The 15,638-nt window shown below is 45.3% G+C and carries 9 protein-coding genes, 2 pseudogenes and 1 riboswitch; of the genes and pseudogenes, 4 read left to right on the forward strand and 7 right to left on the reverse strand.

Annotated elements, in window-relative coordinates; all coding sequences use genetic code 11:
- Positions 1 to 73: 73 nt before the first annotated feature.
- The 5 genes from HRU78_10465 to HRU78_10485 form a co-directional block, all read right to left on the reverse strand.
- On the reverse strand, positions 74 to 1,384 hold the full coding sequence (locus HRU78_10465; GenBank protein ID QOJ24016.1) for a UDP-glucose/GDP-mannose dehydrogenase family protein: 1,311 nt from the start codon (positions 1,382 to 1,384) through the stop codon (positions 74 to 76).
- A gap of 63 nt (positions 1,385 to 1,447) precedes the next feature.
- Positions 1,448 to 3,397 (reverse strand): alginate lyase family protein, encoded by a 1,950-nt coding sequence (locus HRU78_10470; protein ID QOJ25018.1) that lies wholly within the window; start codon positions 3,395 to 3,397, stop codon positions 1,448 to 1,450.
- 209 nt (positions 3,398 to 3,606) lie between these two features.
- The gene (gene asnB, locus HRU78_10475; protein ID QOJ24017.1) at positions 3,607 to 5,478 is read right to left on the reverse strand and encodes an asparagine synthase (glutamine-hydrolyzing); all 1,872 of its coding nucleotides are present in this window, start codon (positions 5,476 to 5,478) and stop codon (positions 3,607 to 3,609) included.
- A 36-nt stretch (positions 5,479 to 5,514) separates the two neighbouring features.
- A complete protein-coding gene (locus tag HRU78_10480; protein ID QOJ24018.1) occupies positions 5,515 to 6,603 on the reverse strand; it encodes a glycosyltransferase family 4 protein in 1,089 nt (362 codons plus the stop codon).
- Positions 6,604 to 6,859: 256 nt separating this feature from the next.
- Positions 6,860 to 7,876 (reverse strand): glycosyltransferase, encoded by a 1,017-nt coding sequence (locus HRU78_10485; GenBank protein ID QOJ24019.1) that lies wholly within the window; start codon positions 7,874 to 7,876, stop codon positions 6,860 to 6,862.
- A 749-nt stretch (positions 7,877 to 8,625) separates the two neighbouring features.
- On the opposite strand from HRU78_10485, the gene HRU78_10490 reads away from it, so the two are divergent.
- Entirely contained in the window at positions 8,626 to 9,810 is a 1,185-nt protein-coding gene (locus HRU78_10490) for a sulfatase-like hydrolase/transferase (protein ID QOJ24020.1), read from the forward strand.
- A gap of 15 nt (positions 9,811 to 9,825) precedes the next feature.
- Positions 9,826 to 10,218, forward strand: a complete 393-nt coding sequence (gene tagD / locus HRU78_10495; GenBank protein ID QOJ24021.1) for a glycerol-3-phosphate cytidylyltransferase — start codon at positions 9,826 to 9,828, stop codon at positions 10,216 to 10,218.
- Between the two features lie 83 nt (positions 10,219 to 10,301).
- On the opposite strand, the gene HRU78_10500 is transcribed toward tagD, so the two are convergent.
- Positions 10,302 to 11,744 carry an IS1182 family transposase gene (locus tag HRU78_10500; GenBank protein QOJ24022.1) on the reverse strand — a complete coding sequence of 481 codons (1,443 nt, stop codon included), beginning with the start codon at positions 11,742 to 11,744 and terminating at the stop codon, positions 10,302 to 10,304.
- A 183-nt stretch (positions 11,745 to 11,927) separates the two neighbouring features.
- On the opposite strand from HRU78_10500, the pseudogene HRU78_10505 reads away from it, so the two are divergent.
- Positions 11,928 to 12,663, forward strand: a pseudogene (locus HRU78_10505) (transposase).
- 211 nt (positions 12,664 to 12,874) lie between these two features.
- Here the strand turns inward: HRU78_10505 and HRU78_10510 are convergent.
- A pseudogene (locus HRU78_10510) lies at positions 12,875 to 13,650 on the reverse strand (IS5 family transposase).
- Between the two features lie 348 nt (positions 13,651 to 13,998).
- Positions 13,999 to 14,085: riboswitch (cyclic di-GMP riboswitch) on the forward strand.
- A gap of 111 nt (positions 14,086 to 14,196) precedes the next feature.
- Between HRU78_10510 and HRU78_10515 the strand changes: the two are divergent.
- On the forward strand, positions 14,197 to 15,537 hold the full coding sequence (locus HRU78_10515) for a hypothetical protein (protein QOJ24023.1): 1,341 nt from the start codon (positions 14,197 to 14,199) through the stop codon (positions 15,535 to 15,537).
- The last annotated feature ends 101 nt before the right edge of the window (positions 15,538 to 15,638 follow it).

Genomic DNA, 15,638 nt, shown 5'->3' on the forward strand with positions numbered 1-15,638 from the left:
CACAGAAACTCTAAGTCTATAACTGCAAATCAAAAAATACCGTATTAGGATCAGTAAAATCGACGTTTCTCGATTACCAGCAAATTCCATCATAGCCCTCTCCACTTGAATGAGGTACGATCCGGACCAAATCCACCACCACTTGCCCGGGCTTTATTTCAGCCGGTACACTGCGGAACTCCGCTGCACCGTTGCCAATAACGATGGTTTGCGCAAAATTAAGCACTTCATCCAGCGAGGAAGCCATTAATTTAGAGATATGCGGAATGTGATTCAAAATATAATCCTGATTCGCGCCGGTCAGAGCCGCCAAGTTCACATTTTTATCGTATAGCTTGAGCTCATACCCCTTGCCAATCAAGTATTCGATGACTTGAACAAGGGGCGATTCACGCAAATCGTCAGTGCCCGCTTTGAAAGAAAATCCCAGAATACCGATTTTTCTGTGCCCTTTTTCGACGATCATTTTGATGCCTTTTTCAATCTGCCGCTGGTTTGACGGCAGAATGGCGTTGATAAGCGGTAAGTCCATATCCAGGCTCTTGCCTTTATACATCAAAGCACGCACGTCCTTCGGCAGGCACGAACCGCCGAAAGCGAACCCCGGTTTCATGTAGTATGGAGACAGATTCAGTTTTGTATCCTGACAAAAAATCTCCATCACCCTGTGGCCATCAATACCCTCTGCCTTGCAGAGATTGCCGATTTCATTGGCAAATGCCACTTTAACGGCGTGCCACGTATTATCCGCATATTTAACCATTTCTGCTGTTTCGACTGCGGTTCGAATAAGCGGTGCGGTCATTTTTTCGTAAAGCTGCATCAATAACTCACCGGCTTTTGTGTCACTCTCGCCGATCACAGTTTTGGGCGGATTGTAATAATCGAATACGGCCGTTCCTTCACGCAGGAATTCCGGATTATTGCATACACCGAAATCGACTCCTGCTTTTTTTCCAGAGTAAGATTCCAACGCCGGGATCACAATCGTACGCATGGAACCCGGCAGCATCGTACTACGTGCGACGACGACATGAAAAGCACTTTTTTCTTTAAGCGCCGCACCGATTTGTTCACACACCTTGCGAACATGACTCAAATCCAGATTACCGTTCAGTTGTGAAGGCGTTCCCACGCATACCAGGGAAATATCTGAATTCATCACTGCATCACGCACATCCAAGGTTGCTCGCAGTACATTATTTTTAACCGCTGCAGCGACCATTTCCCCGATATCTTTCTCGACAATCGGTGAAACACCTTGATTGATCAAATCAACTTTTGTTTTATTAGGATCGACCCCGATCACGGAATGTCCGTCAGTAGCTAAACATCCAGCAGAAACAGTACCCACATATCCCAAACCAAATATACTTATCTTCATGTGACTCCTTTAACTCATTGATCAGAATATATTTTCTCAATTCATTAGAATAATTCAGACATTTTAATCTATTGTAATCCGTAAAATCGTCACCCTTTTCGCCGCACCAGTGATTTTCTCCCGCCACATAATCGTCGACGTCGGCATTTTTTCATCAAAGCGGCGAGATACCCAACCGGACGGCGGCTCATCTCTGCCATGCATCAATTCCGGTTTGCAAGCACTATCCGGCATCGTCATTTGCATGTTGACATTGGCCACTGCCGCTTGTACTTGGCACGATTCAATCCGCACTTCGCACATTTCGGCAAAATGCCAGTTAAGTTCAATCGTGTGTTCTTGAGTGCATTCAAAAGCATCTTCCACCCGGATGATCCCCTCATTCTTCAGGAATTCTATCGTTCTGCGATGAATGACCGGATCGGGCAGACGCGTATAACCGTCATGACTCCCGATCAGACAATCTCTCTCCTGATCGCTTTCCCAGCGCTCACAGCGTACATTCGCCTGGCGCAACCACATAAAATTGCCACCCGGCTCGGATTGATCGACCCCATCAACGCGCACGGTATTGTGCGCCGAGGTACCGCGAAAATAATCACGCCACTTTTTCTGCGTATGAAATGCATAAGTGCCGGGATCAATCAACAGTGCGTGACCTGCCACCGACAAAGTAAACGACAATGCATCGGCATGGCCGTGCGCGGCGATAGAAAGATAACCGAGTGGCCCGGCATCAGCGACGATGCGAATTTCATCGGTGGTGTCGAGTTTATTGCCGAGAATAAAATAGCCGCCCTCGGGAAATTCCCGTTGCACTGCTGATCGATTTTCACTTGGCACCAATGCATCGAATGTGTATTTGGCGTCATCGCCCAGCAGCCAGCAACTTTTATCGTCGAAATATTTTGCCTTAGCTTTGAAATCAGTCCGCTTAAACAATACCGCACCCGTTGCCAGCAGCGAACGATAAACATGCCAATCGCTTTCTTTACTCCAATGCACCATTAACGCACCATCGGCATCGCCGATCATGGGAACAGCACCGGAAATATCCATCAGCGATGCGATAAATTCCAGCATTCGTTCCAGCCGGCCAATAAAGTCTTGAGAAAACTGAATGCCATTCGAGCGACCAACCAACCAGCAAATCAGCATCATGTCGACTACTTCATGCTGATAATAAACCGCTTGCTCACGATTGACACCGTCAGGTGCATTCTGTTTAAGCGCTTCAATTTCAAGTTCAGCGTAAGCCTGCTGCTGCCAACGACCACTTTCTGACCAGCAAGGCCAGGTAATTGCCGCGACAAATAACCCCATCAACTCACCGAAGAGATGATTATTAGCCGACGAGTGCCGTGACAGATAGCTGGCGATAAAATGACTGTGCTGATAGATACTGTCCAGCCAACGGCGCTTAAAACGTTGCCCGCTGTCGGAATTAAATAAAGAACTGGTTTTGCCACCCAGCAAATGCCACGTAAACGACCAATTGACAAGCCGTATGGCTAATTCAAGCGAGCTGGTCCAATTCACCCCGAACGGGTACGGGCATTGTTCAAACCATGAATCAAGCAACAACTGCACACCTTGCGCGTAACGCATGTCGCCGCTCAAATGATAAGCTTGCGCGAGTGTCGTCAGATGAAGGTGGCGATTAGGTTCCCAGAGATACTTGATATCACCGACCAAGCATTCATCGCGATAATCCAGCGTTTTACCCAATACCAGTGGCGCTTCGATACCTGTCTTGGGATCGCGGCTCCACTGTGGCGGAAAACCTAACTGGACGTTACACAGAGCAAAAACATCGTAATATCCGGCTAGCACCCGATCCGCCGCGGCACGATAGAGCGCGGAATCCATACTGCGCGGCAGCGGATTCAGCCAGGCCTTACCGAAGCGCGAACAATCCGGCGAAGGGGGTCGCCGCATCCACTTGACGGTCAGCAATTCCGCTTTGGTCTGAACAGCTTGGCGAATACGATAACCAATTTCAGGTAATCCCATTGTCCGCAATCGGTTAAATTTCCAAGCAAGGTTATTCATGGTTAATAAAATCAGCTACCTTAGCTGCTGCACGGCTGGCATTGAATAAGATAATAAAAAATGATTACAAAACATGTAAAGAATCAAAATATTTGCAGAGAAATTGCAGAAATTTTTCTCTTACAAAGCATTACAGCCACTAATTCGTAACCAGCAGCAAATGCTCAATATTATTTCAGATACTGACGATGCCAGATTTCCAGATTAAGCATGCTCCACAGCAGCTTTTCGTGATTTTGACGACCGGTCACATGGTCAGTCAGAATTTTCTCGAGCGCCGCAGGCTGGTAATATTCTTTGGTCAATGATGTGGAACTCTTCAAATGCTCATAAAGATATTCCCGCATGGAGCCTTGGAACCATTCGTTAACCGGTACACGGAAACCTACTTTGGGGCGCTCTAAAATGGTAGGTGGCAGCAATCGCTTCATCGCCTCGCGCAATATCCATTTGGTCGTATGCCCGCGCACCCGGTATTTATCCGGCAAACTTGACACAAATGCAGCCAGCTCATGGTCCATAAAAGGCATACGCGCCTCCAAAGAGGCCGCCATCGTCATCCTGTCTCCGCGTTCAAGTAAGTTATCCGGCAGCCAACTCGTCTGGTCGAAATACAAAATACGGCGCAACGCGCTGTTTGCAGAAGGTGAATCAAATTGCACTCCACTTGCACGATCTGCAGGTTGGGACAAGGCAATCAAATGCGTGCGCTCAGTGTCAGACAAAGCACCAAACCAGCGCGGCATCCGCTCTTCAAACCGCTCCAATCCCAAGTTAACGATTGCCGTTTTGGCTCGCCGGAAGCGGTAAGGCAGCGCCTGCACCAAAGGTTCCAATAATCCATGACGCATAAAACCCGGTATCGTCTGATACCATCCGGCATAGCGTTCATATACATGCTTTGGATATCCACCCAGGAATTCATCCGACCCTTCACCAGTCAGCACCATTTTAACCGTTTTCCTTGCTTCTTTCGCCAGCAGATAAACCGGAATATCCGATGGCTCGGCCACTGGAGCATCACGGAAACGCACCAAGTCCGGCAAATGTTGCATGAGATGTTCCTGCGAAACCACCAACTCATGATGATCGGTCTTAAACTGCTGCGCGATAGTCTTAGCATAGCCCAGCTCGCTGTAACTGGCTTCGGAGAATCCCACGGAAAAAGTTTTGACCGGTTGCACGGAATGGTGGGACATAAGGCCAACTACCGCCGATGAATCTATACCTCCGGATAAAAATGCTCCAAACGGAACATCCGCGATCATGCGAATATTCACGGCTTGGTCGAGTACCTCAAGAAAAGCACCTACGGGGTCTGCCGGGATTGAGGTATCGACAAAAACTTCTCGATCAGGAGGGTGGTAATAATTTTTCTCGGTCAATACCCCTTTTTCCCAAATCGCATAACGACCCGGCATAAGCTTACGGATACCGCGAAATAACGTTGCCGGAGCGGGAACATAGCGGTAAGCAAAATAATCCCATACGGCCGCTGTATCTACCTCGGCTTTGATTCCGGGAAAAGTCAAAATAGCCTTGATCTCGGAAGCGAACAACAGAATACCGTGAGTTTCGCACAAAAATAGCGGTTTCTTACCGAAGCGGTCGCGTGCCAAAAATAGACGTTCTTTGGGACTATCCCAAACGGCAAAAGCAAACATGCCGCGAAAATATTCTACACAGCGTTCCCCCCATTGTTCATACGCATGAACAATGGTTTCAGTGTCGGAATTGGTTGCGAAATGATGACCCAGCGCAATTAATTCATCGCGCAGCGAATGGAAGTTATAAATCTCACCATTAAATATCACTTGAATCGAACCATCTTCATTTCCCATGGGTTGATGGCCGGTAGAAAGGTCAATAATCGAAAGGCGGCGATGAGCCAAGCCAATCTGGTAGCGGCCATCCCGTGTAGCGGCTTCCAAAAAACCATCGTCATCGGGCCCACGATGGGTAATGGCCGCAGACATACTGCGTAGAATATCGATTGAATCGCTATTTTTGAAAGGCCCGATAAAGCCGGCAATACCGCACATGAGAGTACCTTTGCGTATTAATGCGAGAAGCTAACTTTAGCTCATGAGGTTATGATATACCCGGTGAAAATCCTTGGCCAGCCTGGTAACCGTATAATAATCCACTACTCGTTGCCTACCCGCTTCACCCATGCGGCAAATTAATTCCCTGTTGTTGTCCAACTGTTCAATAGTATCAGCCAGTACCTGCGGATTTCGAGATGGAACAAAGATACCATGCACACCATCTTTTATTACATCGGGTATAGCGCCAACCGGGCTGATAACAGGTGGAGTACGAGCCGCCATACTTTCCAACAAAGTATAAGGTAAGCCTTCCGGATGATACGTCGGAAATACGAACAGATCAGCCTGCTCCCATACCTGTTTCTTTTCTTCACCAAAAACTGCACCGACAAAGCTGACATTATCCACAAGACCAAAATCCTGCACATATGCATGCAGATTAGCCTCCTCTGGACCCGATCCGGCAATCACAAGCTGAATATTCTTGCCATGATCACATAAGATTTTTGATGCCCCTATTATTTCAAAAATGCCTTTACTTCTAACAAGCCGACCTACATAAGCCAACTTTAATGGTCTATCTTGAGTTGGTATTACACATTTCCATTCTGCATCTTCGCTTACATCGATTGCATTCGGGATTACCTCTAAATGCAAATTAGGTGCAAATTCGCGATATGCCGATAGCTCTTCTTGTGAGAGTAACACTACAATGTCAGCAGAACGCAATATAAATCGAAGAAATTTGGTTAAAAATTTGCTATTGCTAAAGAATTTTTGTGGTAATTCCCCACCATGTACCTGATATACAATTTTTTTACCCATAATCCGCGCAATAAACAGATAAGCAGCATCACGCCAATAGCTTTTAGATTCAAGCGAAGTGTTCAAATGAACAATTTGCGGTCTATTCAGAATTAACCACCAGAAGAAGTGAATTGGACTAAATATGAAACGTAATAGCTTAGATATTCCAGATTCATTTCGCCCTTCACTCCCGACCTGAAAATGCAATAGATTAAACTTTTTAGCCAAAGATGAATAAAAGAGCTGATTCAAATGAGTACTGACACCACTCACTGTAGTTAACGAAGGTCCAAGTAGTGCGATAGTAATCACTGCTAAGTATATGAGTTCAGTAAAAATGAAATATATCGATACAACCAAGTAGCGTCAAGCATCTCGGACTTGTACAAGATTATCGATAAGAACTTTCCAATAAGTTTTCATAATCGGCAAGAGGAGCTGCTGAGAAATAGCGATTTCTTTAAAAACAACATATTGTTTCAAATAAATCTTTCTTCGTCACAATGCATATATGGATTATCACCCTCATAAATTTCGATTGGGATTTATACTACCCATCCAGCAATTATTACTGCGCAATATGGTGATTAGTAATCTCTTGTGCATCAATCGGAATTGTCGGATCGGGAATAGAATGCATAGCGCCAAGAGCAGCAGCTAATGCAAAGAAATTCCATCCATATACGGAAAGAATCGCATTAGCAATACTTCTCTTCCTTATTGCCAGTACTGTAATACCCCCCAGCCAAACAAGAAATTCGGCAATGATCAGTGCTGGTACAATCGTAATCACTTTTATATTGATCACTATCACTGCAAGTATGCCAGCAATAATATGAAGAACAGGTGCAGCAAAAACAAACCATGCCTGATGCACGCTTAACCACCACCATGGATGCCCGAAAGCTGATCTAAGATACATACCATAGGCATGTAATCGGCGATTCCGCCACAACCGAAGCAGCATCTGAGAAGTACTTTCAGAATAACCGGTATGGATTACAGCAGCTTCTGGAAGTCGAACGAGGCGCCACCCTTGAGCCCGCAAGCGAACACCAAGCTCAGCTTCTTCACAAGCAGGAAGCCATCGATGCGCAAGATAACCGACAGATTCGATCGCCTTGCGGCGATAAAGGCCACCACCGCCAAGTTCTAATACATCTTTTATTTGTTGCAGTGCCTCTGCCTCCGAAGCACGTCGTTTATCGGCCCAAGTGTTAATGCTTGAGTCCAGCAGTTTTCCTCCCACACCAGCCACATCAGGATTTGATTCTAGGTAATTTAATGCCACGGATAGAAATCCAGCTTGTAATTCCATATCTCCGTCCAGTACATAAATATATTCACCTAACGCATACTGATAACCAAGTTGAACGGCGGATGCACACCCGCAATCTATTTTATGTAAAAACTGGACAATTCGAATAGGATAACGCCTTGCAATTTCTACCGTTCTGTCAGTAGATAGTGAGTCAACCAGAATCACTTCACCACCAATTTTTAGTACCTCTGTCAACGCAGTCTCAAGGCAACTTGCAACCAATGCTTCTTCATTAAATGCTTTAATTATGATTGAAAGTTTCATTCCAAATTCTCTGAATAATATTCGACCATAATAATACTAGAGTCTTTTGACAATTTGAAATTGATGAAGATTGAGAAATAGCGGCATCGCTATAACTGTACGAGTTCATGTCTAGTCATCCAGTTACCGAATTGAATGGGCTTCTGCAAGACTAGATTTGATTCAATTTTTACTACCCTAATTCGCTTCCCTATCGAGCAAAGTCTCCACAAAAGCTTTTCTCGTAAAAATTTTTGCTTGGTGAGTTTTTCCAGTATTGCAAAAATCACCCAGCTATCCAGTTCTCTTTGTCTTGCGTTGGAAATCTTGCCGCGCTCCTTATTATCACACCAATTTGCTAGTCTTGTGGTGAATACCAAAATAACATTTACCCCTGCTTTCCATCTTTACTTACGACACGTCGAATTTCCATATTTAGTTCCACTGAATATCTTTTACTTTATGCTAATCGCGCCTACGGGTATCAAACTGGCATACTTTTTGGCACCCCGAGAAATTTAGTATGCTTCAGTAGTACCTTTATACTTCGCTATTTGCATTCCTTAACTTCTGGTGATATAACATTATCGCTATACGATTACCTGTTTGACGTTTTTTCTCCTTTTACGGTGTTGTTGCTCCACTGAGAAATCCAGGTTATATCCTGTAAAAAAAGAATATCAGAATTCGGTTCCACTTACTTCCGTTTCCCACTAAGAGCTGAAGAAATAATAATTTTTGATTGTTTCGGAAAAAAGATTGCTTAGCCAATGCAGAATACGATTTTGCTTTATTCCAAGGATGCCATGAGCATGGAAAATTTTCCACGCTACGGCAACCGTTATTGGGAAACTCCCAATTTTGATGAAATGGCCGAAAAAGGGACCGAATTCCTCCGTCACTATACGGCAGCCACTTCTACTTCTATGGCATTCAGCGCGATGCTGACTGGCAAAAACCCTTATGAATTTACGGATCGTAAGTTTTACACCTATGTGCAGCCCACGCAGTTTGAAACAATTTTCAGTCGCTTGCAGGCCGAGGGCTATGATTGTCATATTCTCTGGTCACCGGATTATATGACCGGCGCATGGCCTTATGTGCGTTGCTTCGGCGATGAGAGTAAAACCCATGTTCATGTACTGGAGATACAGCAGACCTGCGCTATCCAGCGCCCGAATGACTTTACCTTGGAGCGCAACGATGCTCTGCTGGAAAAAACGAAACAGCTGATCTATAACGAGTTGAACAGCATTCCACCCGCACCAAAGCAGTTTATCTGGATGCATCTACCGCATGTGCTGCGCGGCCGGTGCAGTTACGGCGATGACATTGACATCTTTGACGAAATTCTCGGATTCGTACGGAAGAAATACGGTGATGAATCCATTTACATTACAGCGGATCACGGTCATATGAATCTACACAAGAACATCATGGCTTACGGCTTTCATGTATATGATCTGACATGCCATGTGCCATTGATCACGCCTCGCATTGATGGGTTAAAGAAGGTGGAGAGAATCACTTCTCACACCGATCTGATGGATATTATTCTGGAGAAGAAAATCCCGAAACATGATTATGTGCTGACGGATACCTTGTATTACTGCCAACCGAACCGAAGGCTGGCCGTTATCGGACAGCGCTATAAATACATTTATAATAAACACAACCGTACCGAAGAACTTTATGATCTGGAGTGGGACCCGCAGGAACGCTATAATCTGCTGGAACGTGACCGGTATGACAGCGATAGGAGCGAACTGAAGCGCATCACGGAACTATATTTCTATCCGTACCGCTCTGACGCTATGGAAGCTCTCAAAGGGTTGCGTAAAAAAAAGGAAGAGATTTGGCGCAATGGTACCTGGAGTGAAGAAGCGTATGTTAGTGCTCGCAGCATGATGCGGCATATCAAAGCGAGAATCCGGATGAAACTGAACAAATGCTAAGGGATTGCGGAAATTATGAAACGATTGATTACATACGGCACGTTTGATCTTCTACATTACGGGCACATCAACTTACTACGCCGGGTAAAGGCCATGGGCGATTATCTGATCGTTGGTTTATCCACCGACGAGTTCAATTGGGATGAGAAACACAAAAAGTGCTATTTCGATTACGAAAAGCGTAAACAGCTGCTAGAAGCTGTCCGCTATGTAGATCTGGTTATTCGCGAGGAAAGCTGGGATCAGAAGCGCAGCGACATACATAAATACCATGCCGATGTATTCGCGATCGGTGATGACTGGAAAGGAAAATTTGACTTTCTGCAAGAAGAAGGTTGCGAAGTGGTGTACTTATCCCGCACACCGGAAATTTCTACTACTCAGATTAAGAAGGATTTGAACCGGTAATTTGCAGGAGAGAAACAGCGATTGACCTATTAAAATAGATACTAATATGTAGTAATTCAGACGGCCTGTTGAAAAAGCCAGTTTTATGCCGAGACTGCTTCATGTGGAAAAAATTTTGGTATGCGTCTAAAGTAATTTAGATAATTTTGTACTTTCAATATTTCTTCTCGGAGAGACAGATATTTTTTCAAAAGCCAATAAATACTTGGCGATTGCTTGACGATTCGCTTAATGTTTTGGGCCATTGCGGTCATCAGAGCCTGAATCGATACTTTCTGTAATCCCCGGTAACGGGCACGTCTTAGTCCGTGAAACTGCTTGGCTTCAGCGAATAATCCTTCGATCGTCCATTTGCGCAATATCATCTTGCTGATAAAAGCTCTGGTTTCTTGCCGTACACGAACCTTGTCAATTTCATGCTGATGTGGACTTCGATAGACAAACCGAGCCCTGTTTTTGGCCGACTCGGGTAAGCAATCTGCTCGCCTGGGGCACTGGCGACAGTGCCCGCCAGTGATTCGGTATCGTTTGATCATCCCGTTATCCAATTTCTCATAAGGGTAGAGAAAATACCCCTCTGGACATTGGTATCGATCAGTCTCACTGTGATACCTGAACTCAGTGGGCGTAAGTTTGCCTTTGCCAAGACGGGCATCGTGCAGCGGTATATAAGTGCGTATCTTGCGTTGCCTAAACGCACTATAAGTTGGCCCCCGACCATATCCACGATCAGCAATCACTTCTTGAACATCAAAACCCATCTCATTACATAAATAGTCGATTCTGTCAGGGAGTATGGGGCCCTCATGAGTAGAGCCCGTCGTGGTATAACAATCAGTAATAATCCGTGTCTTTACATCAGCACTATAGTGAACCTTGTACTTAAGACCACCATCAGTACCTTTACGATAGACCATAGTGGCATCTGGGTCTGAGGCACTGACATGAGTCTGATTAGCCACTCGGCGTTTGCGTTTTCCATGCTGAAAATCATGATACCGCTTCTCATACTGCTTTAAAACTCTGGCATTAGGATCAGCATTCTCGCGCTTTACCAGGGAATCCATGGAGGCATTAGCCTTCACGAGCGTCGCATCAACAACAATCTGCTTGCCGGTGAATCGACCCTGCTTTTGCCATTGCAGCAACATCAGTTTAAATATTTGCTGGTATCTGGATTCTCCCATTCTGTCTCGTATACGGGTTAATGAGGAGTGGTGAGGTACAGACTGGTATAGGGGAATCCGGCAAAACCAACGATATGCCAGATTCAGGTGAACATCACGGCAAAGCTGACGGTCAGACTCAATCCCAAACAAGTAACTGATCAGCTGCATCCGAAAAAACAATACGGGATCAATGGAGGTTCGTCCATTGTCTACGCAGTAGAGTTCTTCGGTCAGGCCATACAAAAACTCCAAATCCAGTAGCTTATCGACCTTCCTTAATAAATGATCTTTGGGAATAAAGCTCTCTAGATCTATCGTCGAGAATAATTCCCGTTGATGCGTTTGTTTGCCTTGCATTGATCTTTACCGGTGGTCGATAGTGAAGTCTATTTTATTATCAACTCAACGTAGTATCAGAGGTTCTTCAACAGGCCGCAAACTTGATCTGACAATAAGGTCTTGCCAAAGGGTGGGATTACTCGGTTTGATAGAGGTGCGAAACTTTATCAACCAAGCGCGAAAGCGCAAAGGAGTAATCCCATGAGTAGTTTTCACCAGAAAATCATCAAACACAAGATCGGTCTGCTTAATCTGGCAGCCGAGCTTGGCAATGTATCCCGCGCCTGCAAGGTGATGGGTTTTTCTCGTGATACTGGAGAAGAAACAGGACGATGATGTTGCCCATGGCGTGATCGAGACCGCTCATCCCGGCTATCTCGGTAGTCAGGATACCTTTTACGTCGGCACCCTCAAGGGCGTGGGACGGATTTACCAGCAGACCTTCGTCGACACTTATTCCAAATGGGCAGCCGCCAAGCTATATACCACCAAAACACCTATCACATCGGCTGATTTGCTCAATGACCGGGTACTGCCGTTCTTCACCGAGCAAAGTATGGGCGTCATCCGTATCCTGACCGACCGCGGTACCGAATATTGCGGCAAGCTGGAGAATCACGATTACCAGCTCTATCTGGCACTCAATGACATTGAGCATTCTAAAACGAAAGCCAACCATCCGCAGACCAACGGTATTTGCGAGCGTTTCCACAAAACCATCTTGCAGGAGTTCTACCAGGTAGCTTTCCGGCGCAAGATTTACCACTCTATTGAAGAGTTACAGTACGATCTGGATGACTGGATGGTGTATTACAACAGCACGCGTACTCACCAGGGCAAGATGTGCTGTGGGCGCACGCCAATGCAAACTTTAATTGTCGCAAAGGAGGTATGGGACGATAAAATCATATATCCGCAACCAAGAGCAAGAGGATGAACGCTACGACCAAATGAAGTTAGATGTTTAGCCGCCTTGGGCGGCTCATGGTTTAGGACGCCTTTGAGGCGTTCACCCAATAAGCCTCCGGCTTTGTCGGAGGTAATTTAACTATCATTGACATATCGTGTCATTAGCTAACAAAAAATGTCACTTATGCATTTGGTTCCAAATACACATGGCATACCGCTCAGGGTTAACAAGGAAATTACTAGATAGTGTCGTCACGAGTATTTAACCAGAGTGCAAGGCAATGGATCTGGACGGCAGCAAGGAAGGAAGAGAGGTTCTTGGCGTAGCGGGTAGCGATGCCGCGCCACTGTTTAAGCGCAAGAAACGTATTCTCGACGAGGTGGCGTTGCCGGTACAGGTGTTTGTCATATTTGCGCTGTCCCTTTCTATTTTTTCGTGGCGGGATCACCACCTGCATGCCCTGAGATTGCGCTTGCTCGACGATGGCATCACTATCGTAACCCTTGTCGGCAATCAGGTGCTAGGCCAGGATGCCGGCAATGAGTCCTTGAACTTGTGTGCAATCTGCACGGGTAGCTTCTGTAGCAATGATTCTGACCGGCATACCATGCGCATCCACGGCCAGATGTACCTTGGTGTTGAGCCCCCTTTTGTACGACTCATCCCCTGATTGCCTCCACGCGCTCCAGCAGCATGCGGATGTACCTTGCAATGGCTTGCATCAATCATCAACCACTCAAAATCGGGGTCATCAATGAGTTGTTCAAGCAGCGCCTCCCAAACACCCCGGTCGCGCCAACGACAGAATCTGCGGTGCGTGTTCTTCCAGTCACCGTAGCTCACGGGCAAATCCTGCCAGGGCGCCCCCGTGCGCAAAATCCAAAACACTGCATTGATGAACTGCCGGTTATCTTTGGCGATGCCGCTCCATTGCTCGCTTTGACCAGGCAAATGCGCCTCAAGAAGCGCCCAAGCCGAATCCGATAGATCGTGCCGCCGTGTACTCTCTGTCATAGGTCAATGCAGTTTAGTGAAATCGAAATTTAACCATATCTTGTGACGATTTTGTCTAGTGTGGGTTGCACTTAGGTTACTAGCTCAACTTCCCTGAGCAAGGCAATGATTTGCTGTTCACTGTACTTCGATTTCTTCATCATAGAGCTCCTTTTGGTTAAGAAAACTCTACTTTAAATTGGATCAAATTTCCGAGGTGACTACAGATGTTATCGAAGAGTTCGCTCAAATTTTCGACAAGGCTACGACAGCATTTTACTTATCTGCGATATAAATGATTGCTGGTTAGTCATAGTATTTTTTTGAACCTTAAGTTGGCATATTTTGTGCTTCAGTAATGCTGTAGCAATATGAAAAAGGCAAACTCTGCGAAAGCAGGGGACGCAAAGTCACTGATCTAAAGGGTAAATACCCCAGGATGGCAGGACTGCCAGATAACGCACCCGTCTTAATCACACTTGTGATTCGACAAGTATCGAATGAAATAATGTTGATACATGCATATCCACGCAGTTCCGTCCTTTTAACTCTAAGGAGGAACCTAAAATGAATATTATTGATCCAGTATTACACGCAAATGGTTTGCCAGTATTAAATAGCAAACTAATACGAATAAATAAATCCAATATGAATAGTATCACTCAATCCAGGATTAACATGATGGTTTTCATGTTATTGATCCTTATCACTATTAGCTTTGTTGCTACAACAGCTCACGCAGCTAACTTACTTTTTCGATCGAACCTTGGCTCCGGTATTTCACTTGGTCCGCTCTACAACTTTAGTACTAATGGCGCATGGCAAGCTGTTAACGGTACAGACAAAGAAACTGGTTATACCTGGCCGGTTTCTGCATTGGGTTCGGATTTTTCCGGAGTTCAATTGATTACTGTCGATCCTATTACTTCTTCAACGATTGGAAACTATATAACCAATCAAATCATACCTGTTACCGGACCAAAGGGAGATTTGATCAATGAGCTTTCTCAGCAAGTGAAAATAAAATTGCCGGTAGGTGCGGGTGGTACACAGGCTCCATTTTTAATCAACAGGCCTTGGAAAATTGGCGACGTTAATGACTTGTACATTACCTATTGGTTCAGATATCAAGCAGATTTGGAAACACAGCTAGATGCTACAGTTCCTGGGGGAAATTGGCGTGCCCATTTTGAGTTCAAAACAGGAGGTTACAACAATACGTGGATGGGTGATTACCGCATCACGGTTTATGTCGTGAAGGGAGGTGATGGTAAGCTTTATTGGCTCACGAAGGGTGATAATGTTGCCAATGGCCCATTTACACCGGTTGATTATTGGATTGAGACTAACCGCATTGCACCAATACCAATTGATAAATGGTCCAAATTTGAGGTTTACTGGCATCGGTCAGGTGGTAGTGACGGACGCTTCTGGGTGGCGATTGACGGTGAGGTGATTGTTGATCACCATGGACCAAATATGGGGGATTATAAGCTTCCTATAACCCGAATATTTATCAGCAATCCTTATAGTGGTGGGCATGCAACAGTGGATAATCACACAACAGGGCTGCAAATATGGAATGGTTTTCCATGCGGTGAGGGAATGTCTTGCTACAATTTCGATACCGTAGCTCCAACTATACCTTCTTCAGTCGCTGCGAAAATATCAAAATATACGACTGCTGCCGGCGTTGCATTAACGTGGGGTGCATCCTCGGATAATGTAGGGGTTGCAGGATACAACATATATCGGAATGGGACAAAAATCGGTGTAACTACGACAAATAAGTTTAATGATGTCATTACAGGTACCGCCAAGGGAACTCTTTATAGTTACACAGTTAAGGCCTTTGATGCTGAAGATAATTTATCCACGGTAAGTACCGCAGCGCTAGTGACTTATTGAGGAAGATTGTTCGTCAATAAGCTCTAGAGAAATGTCATTCCCGTCAGGAAATACCTCTGGCGGGAATGAAACCAAAGCATACACTTAGAGGGTGTGTAATC

The organism is Gammaproteobacteria bacterium, from assembly GCA_015709635.1.
GTDB lineage: Bacteria > Pseudomonadota > Gammaproteobacteria > Burkholderiales > Nitrosomonadaceae > Nitrosomonas.

What these genes read in the sequence shown, in the direction of transcription:
- HRU78_10490 (QOJ24020.1), top strand. Translation starts at nt 8,626, where the DNA reads ATGCAGAATACGATTTTGCTTTATTCCAAGGATGCCATGAGCATGGAA.
- HRU78_10515 (QOJ24023.1), top strand. Translation starts at nt 14,197, where the DNA reads ATGAATATTATTGATCCAGTATTACACGCAAATGGTTTGCCAGTATTA.
- HRU78_10470 (QOJ25018.1), bottom strand. Translation starts at nt 3,397, where the DNA reads ATGGGATTACCTGAAATTGGTTATCGTATTCGCCAAGCTGTTCAGACC.
- HRU78_10485 (QOJ24019.1), bottom strand. Translation starts at nt 7,876, where the DNA reads ATGAAACTTTCAATCATAATTAAAGCATTTAATGAAGAAGCATTGGTT.
- asnB (QOJ24017.1), bottom strand. Translation starts at nt 5,478, where the DNA reads ATGTGCGGTATTGCCGGCTTTATCGGGCCTTTCAAAAATAGCGATTCA.
- HRU78_10465 (QOJ24016.1), bottom strand. Translation starts at nt 1,384, where the DNA reads ATGAAGATAAGTATATTTGGTTTGGGATATGTGGGTACTGTTTCTGCT.
- tagD (QOJ24021.1), top strand. Translation starts at nt 9,826, where the DNA reads ATGAAACGATTGATTACATACGGCACGTTTGATCTTCTACATTACGGG.
- HRU78_10500 (QOJ24022.1), bottom strand. Translation starts at nt 11,744, where the DNA reads ATGCAAGGCAAACAAACGCATCAACGGGAATTATTCTCGACGATAGAT.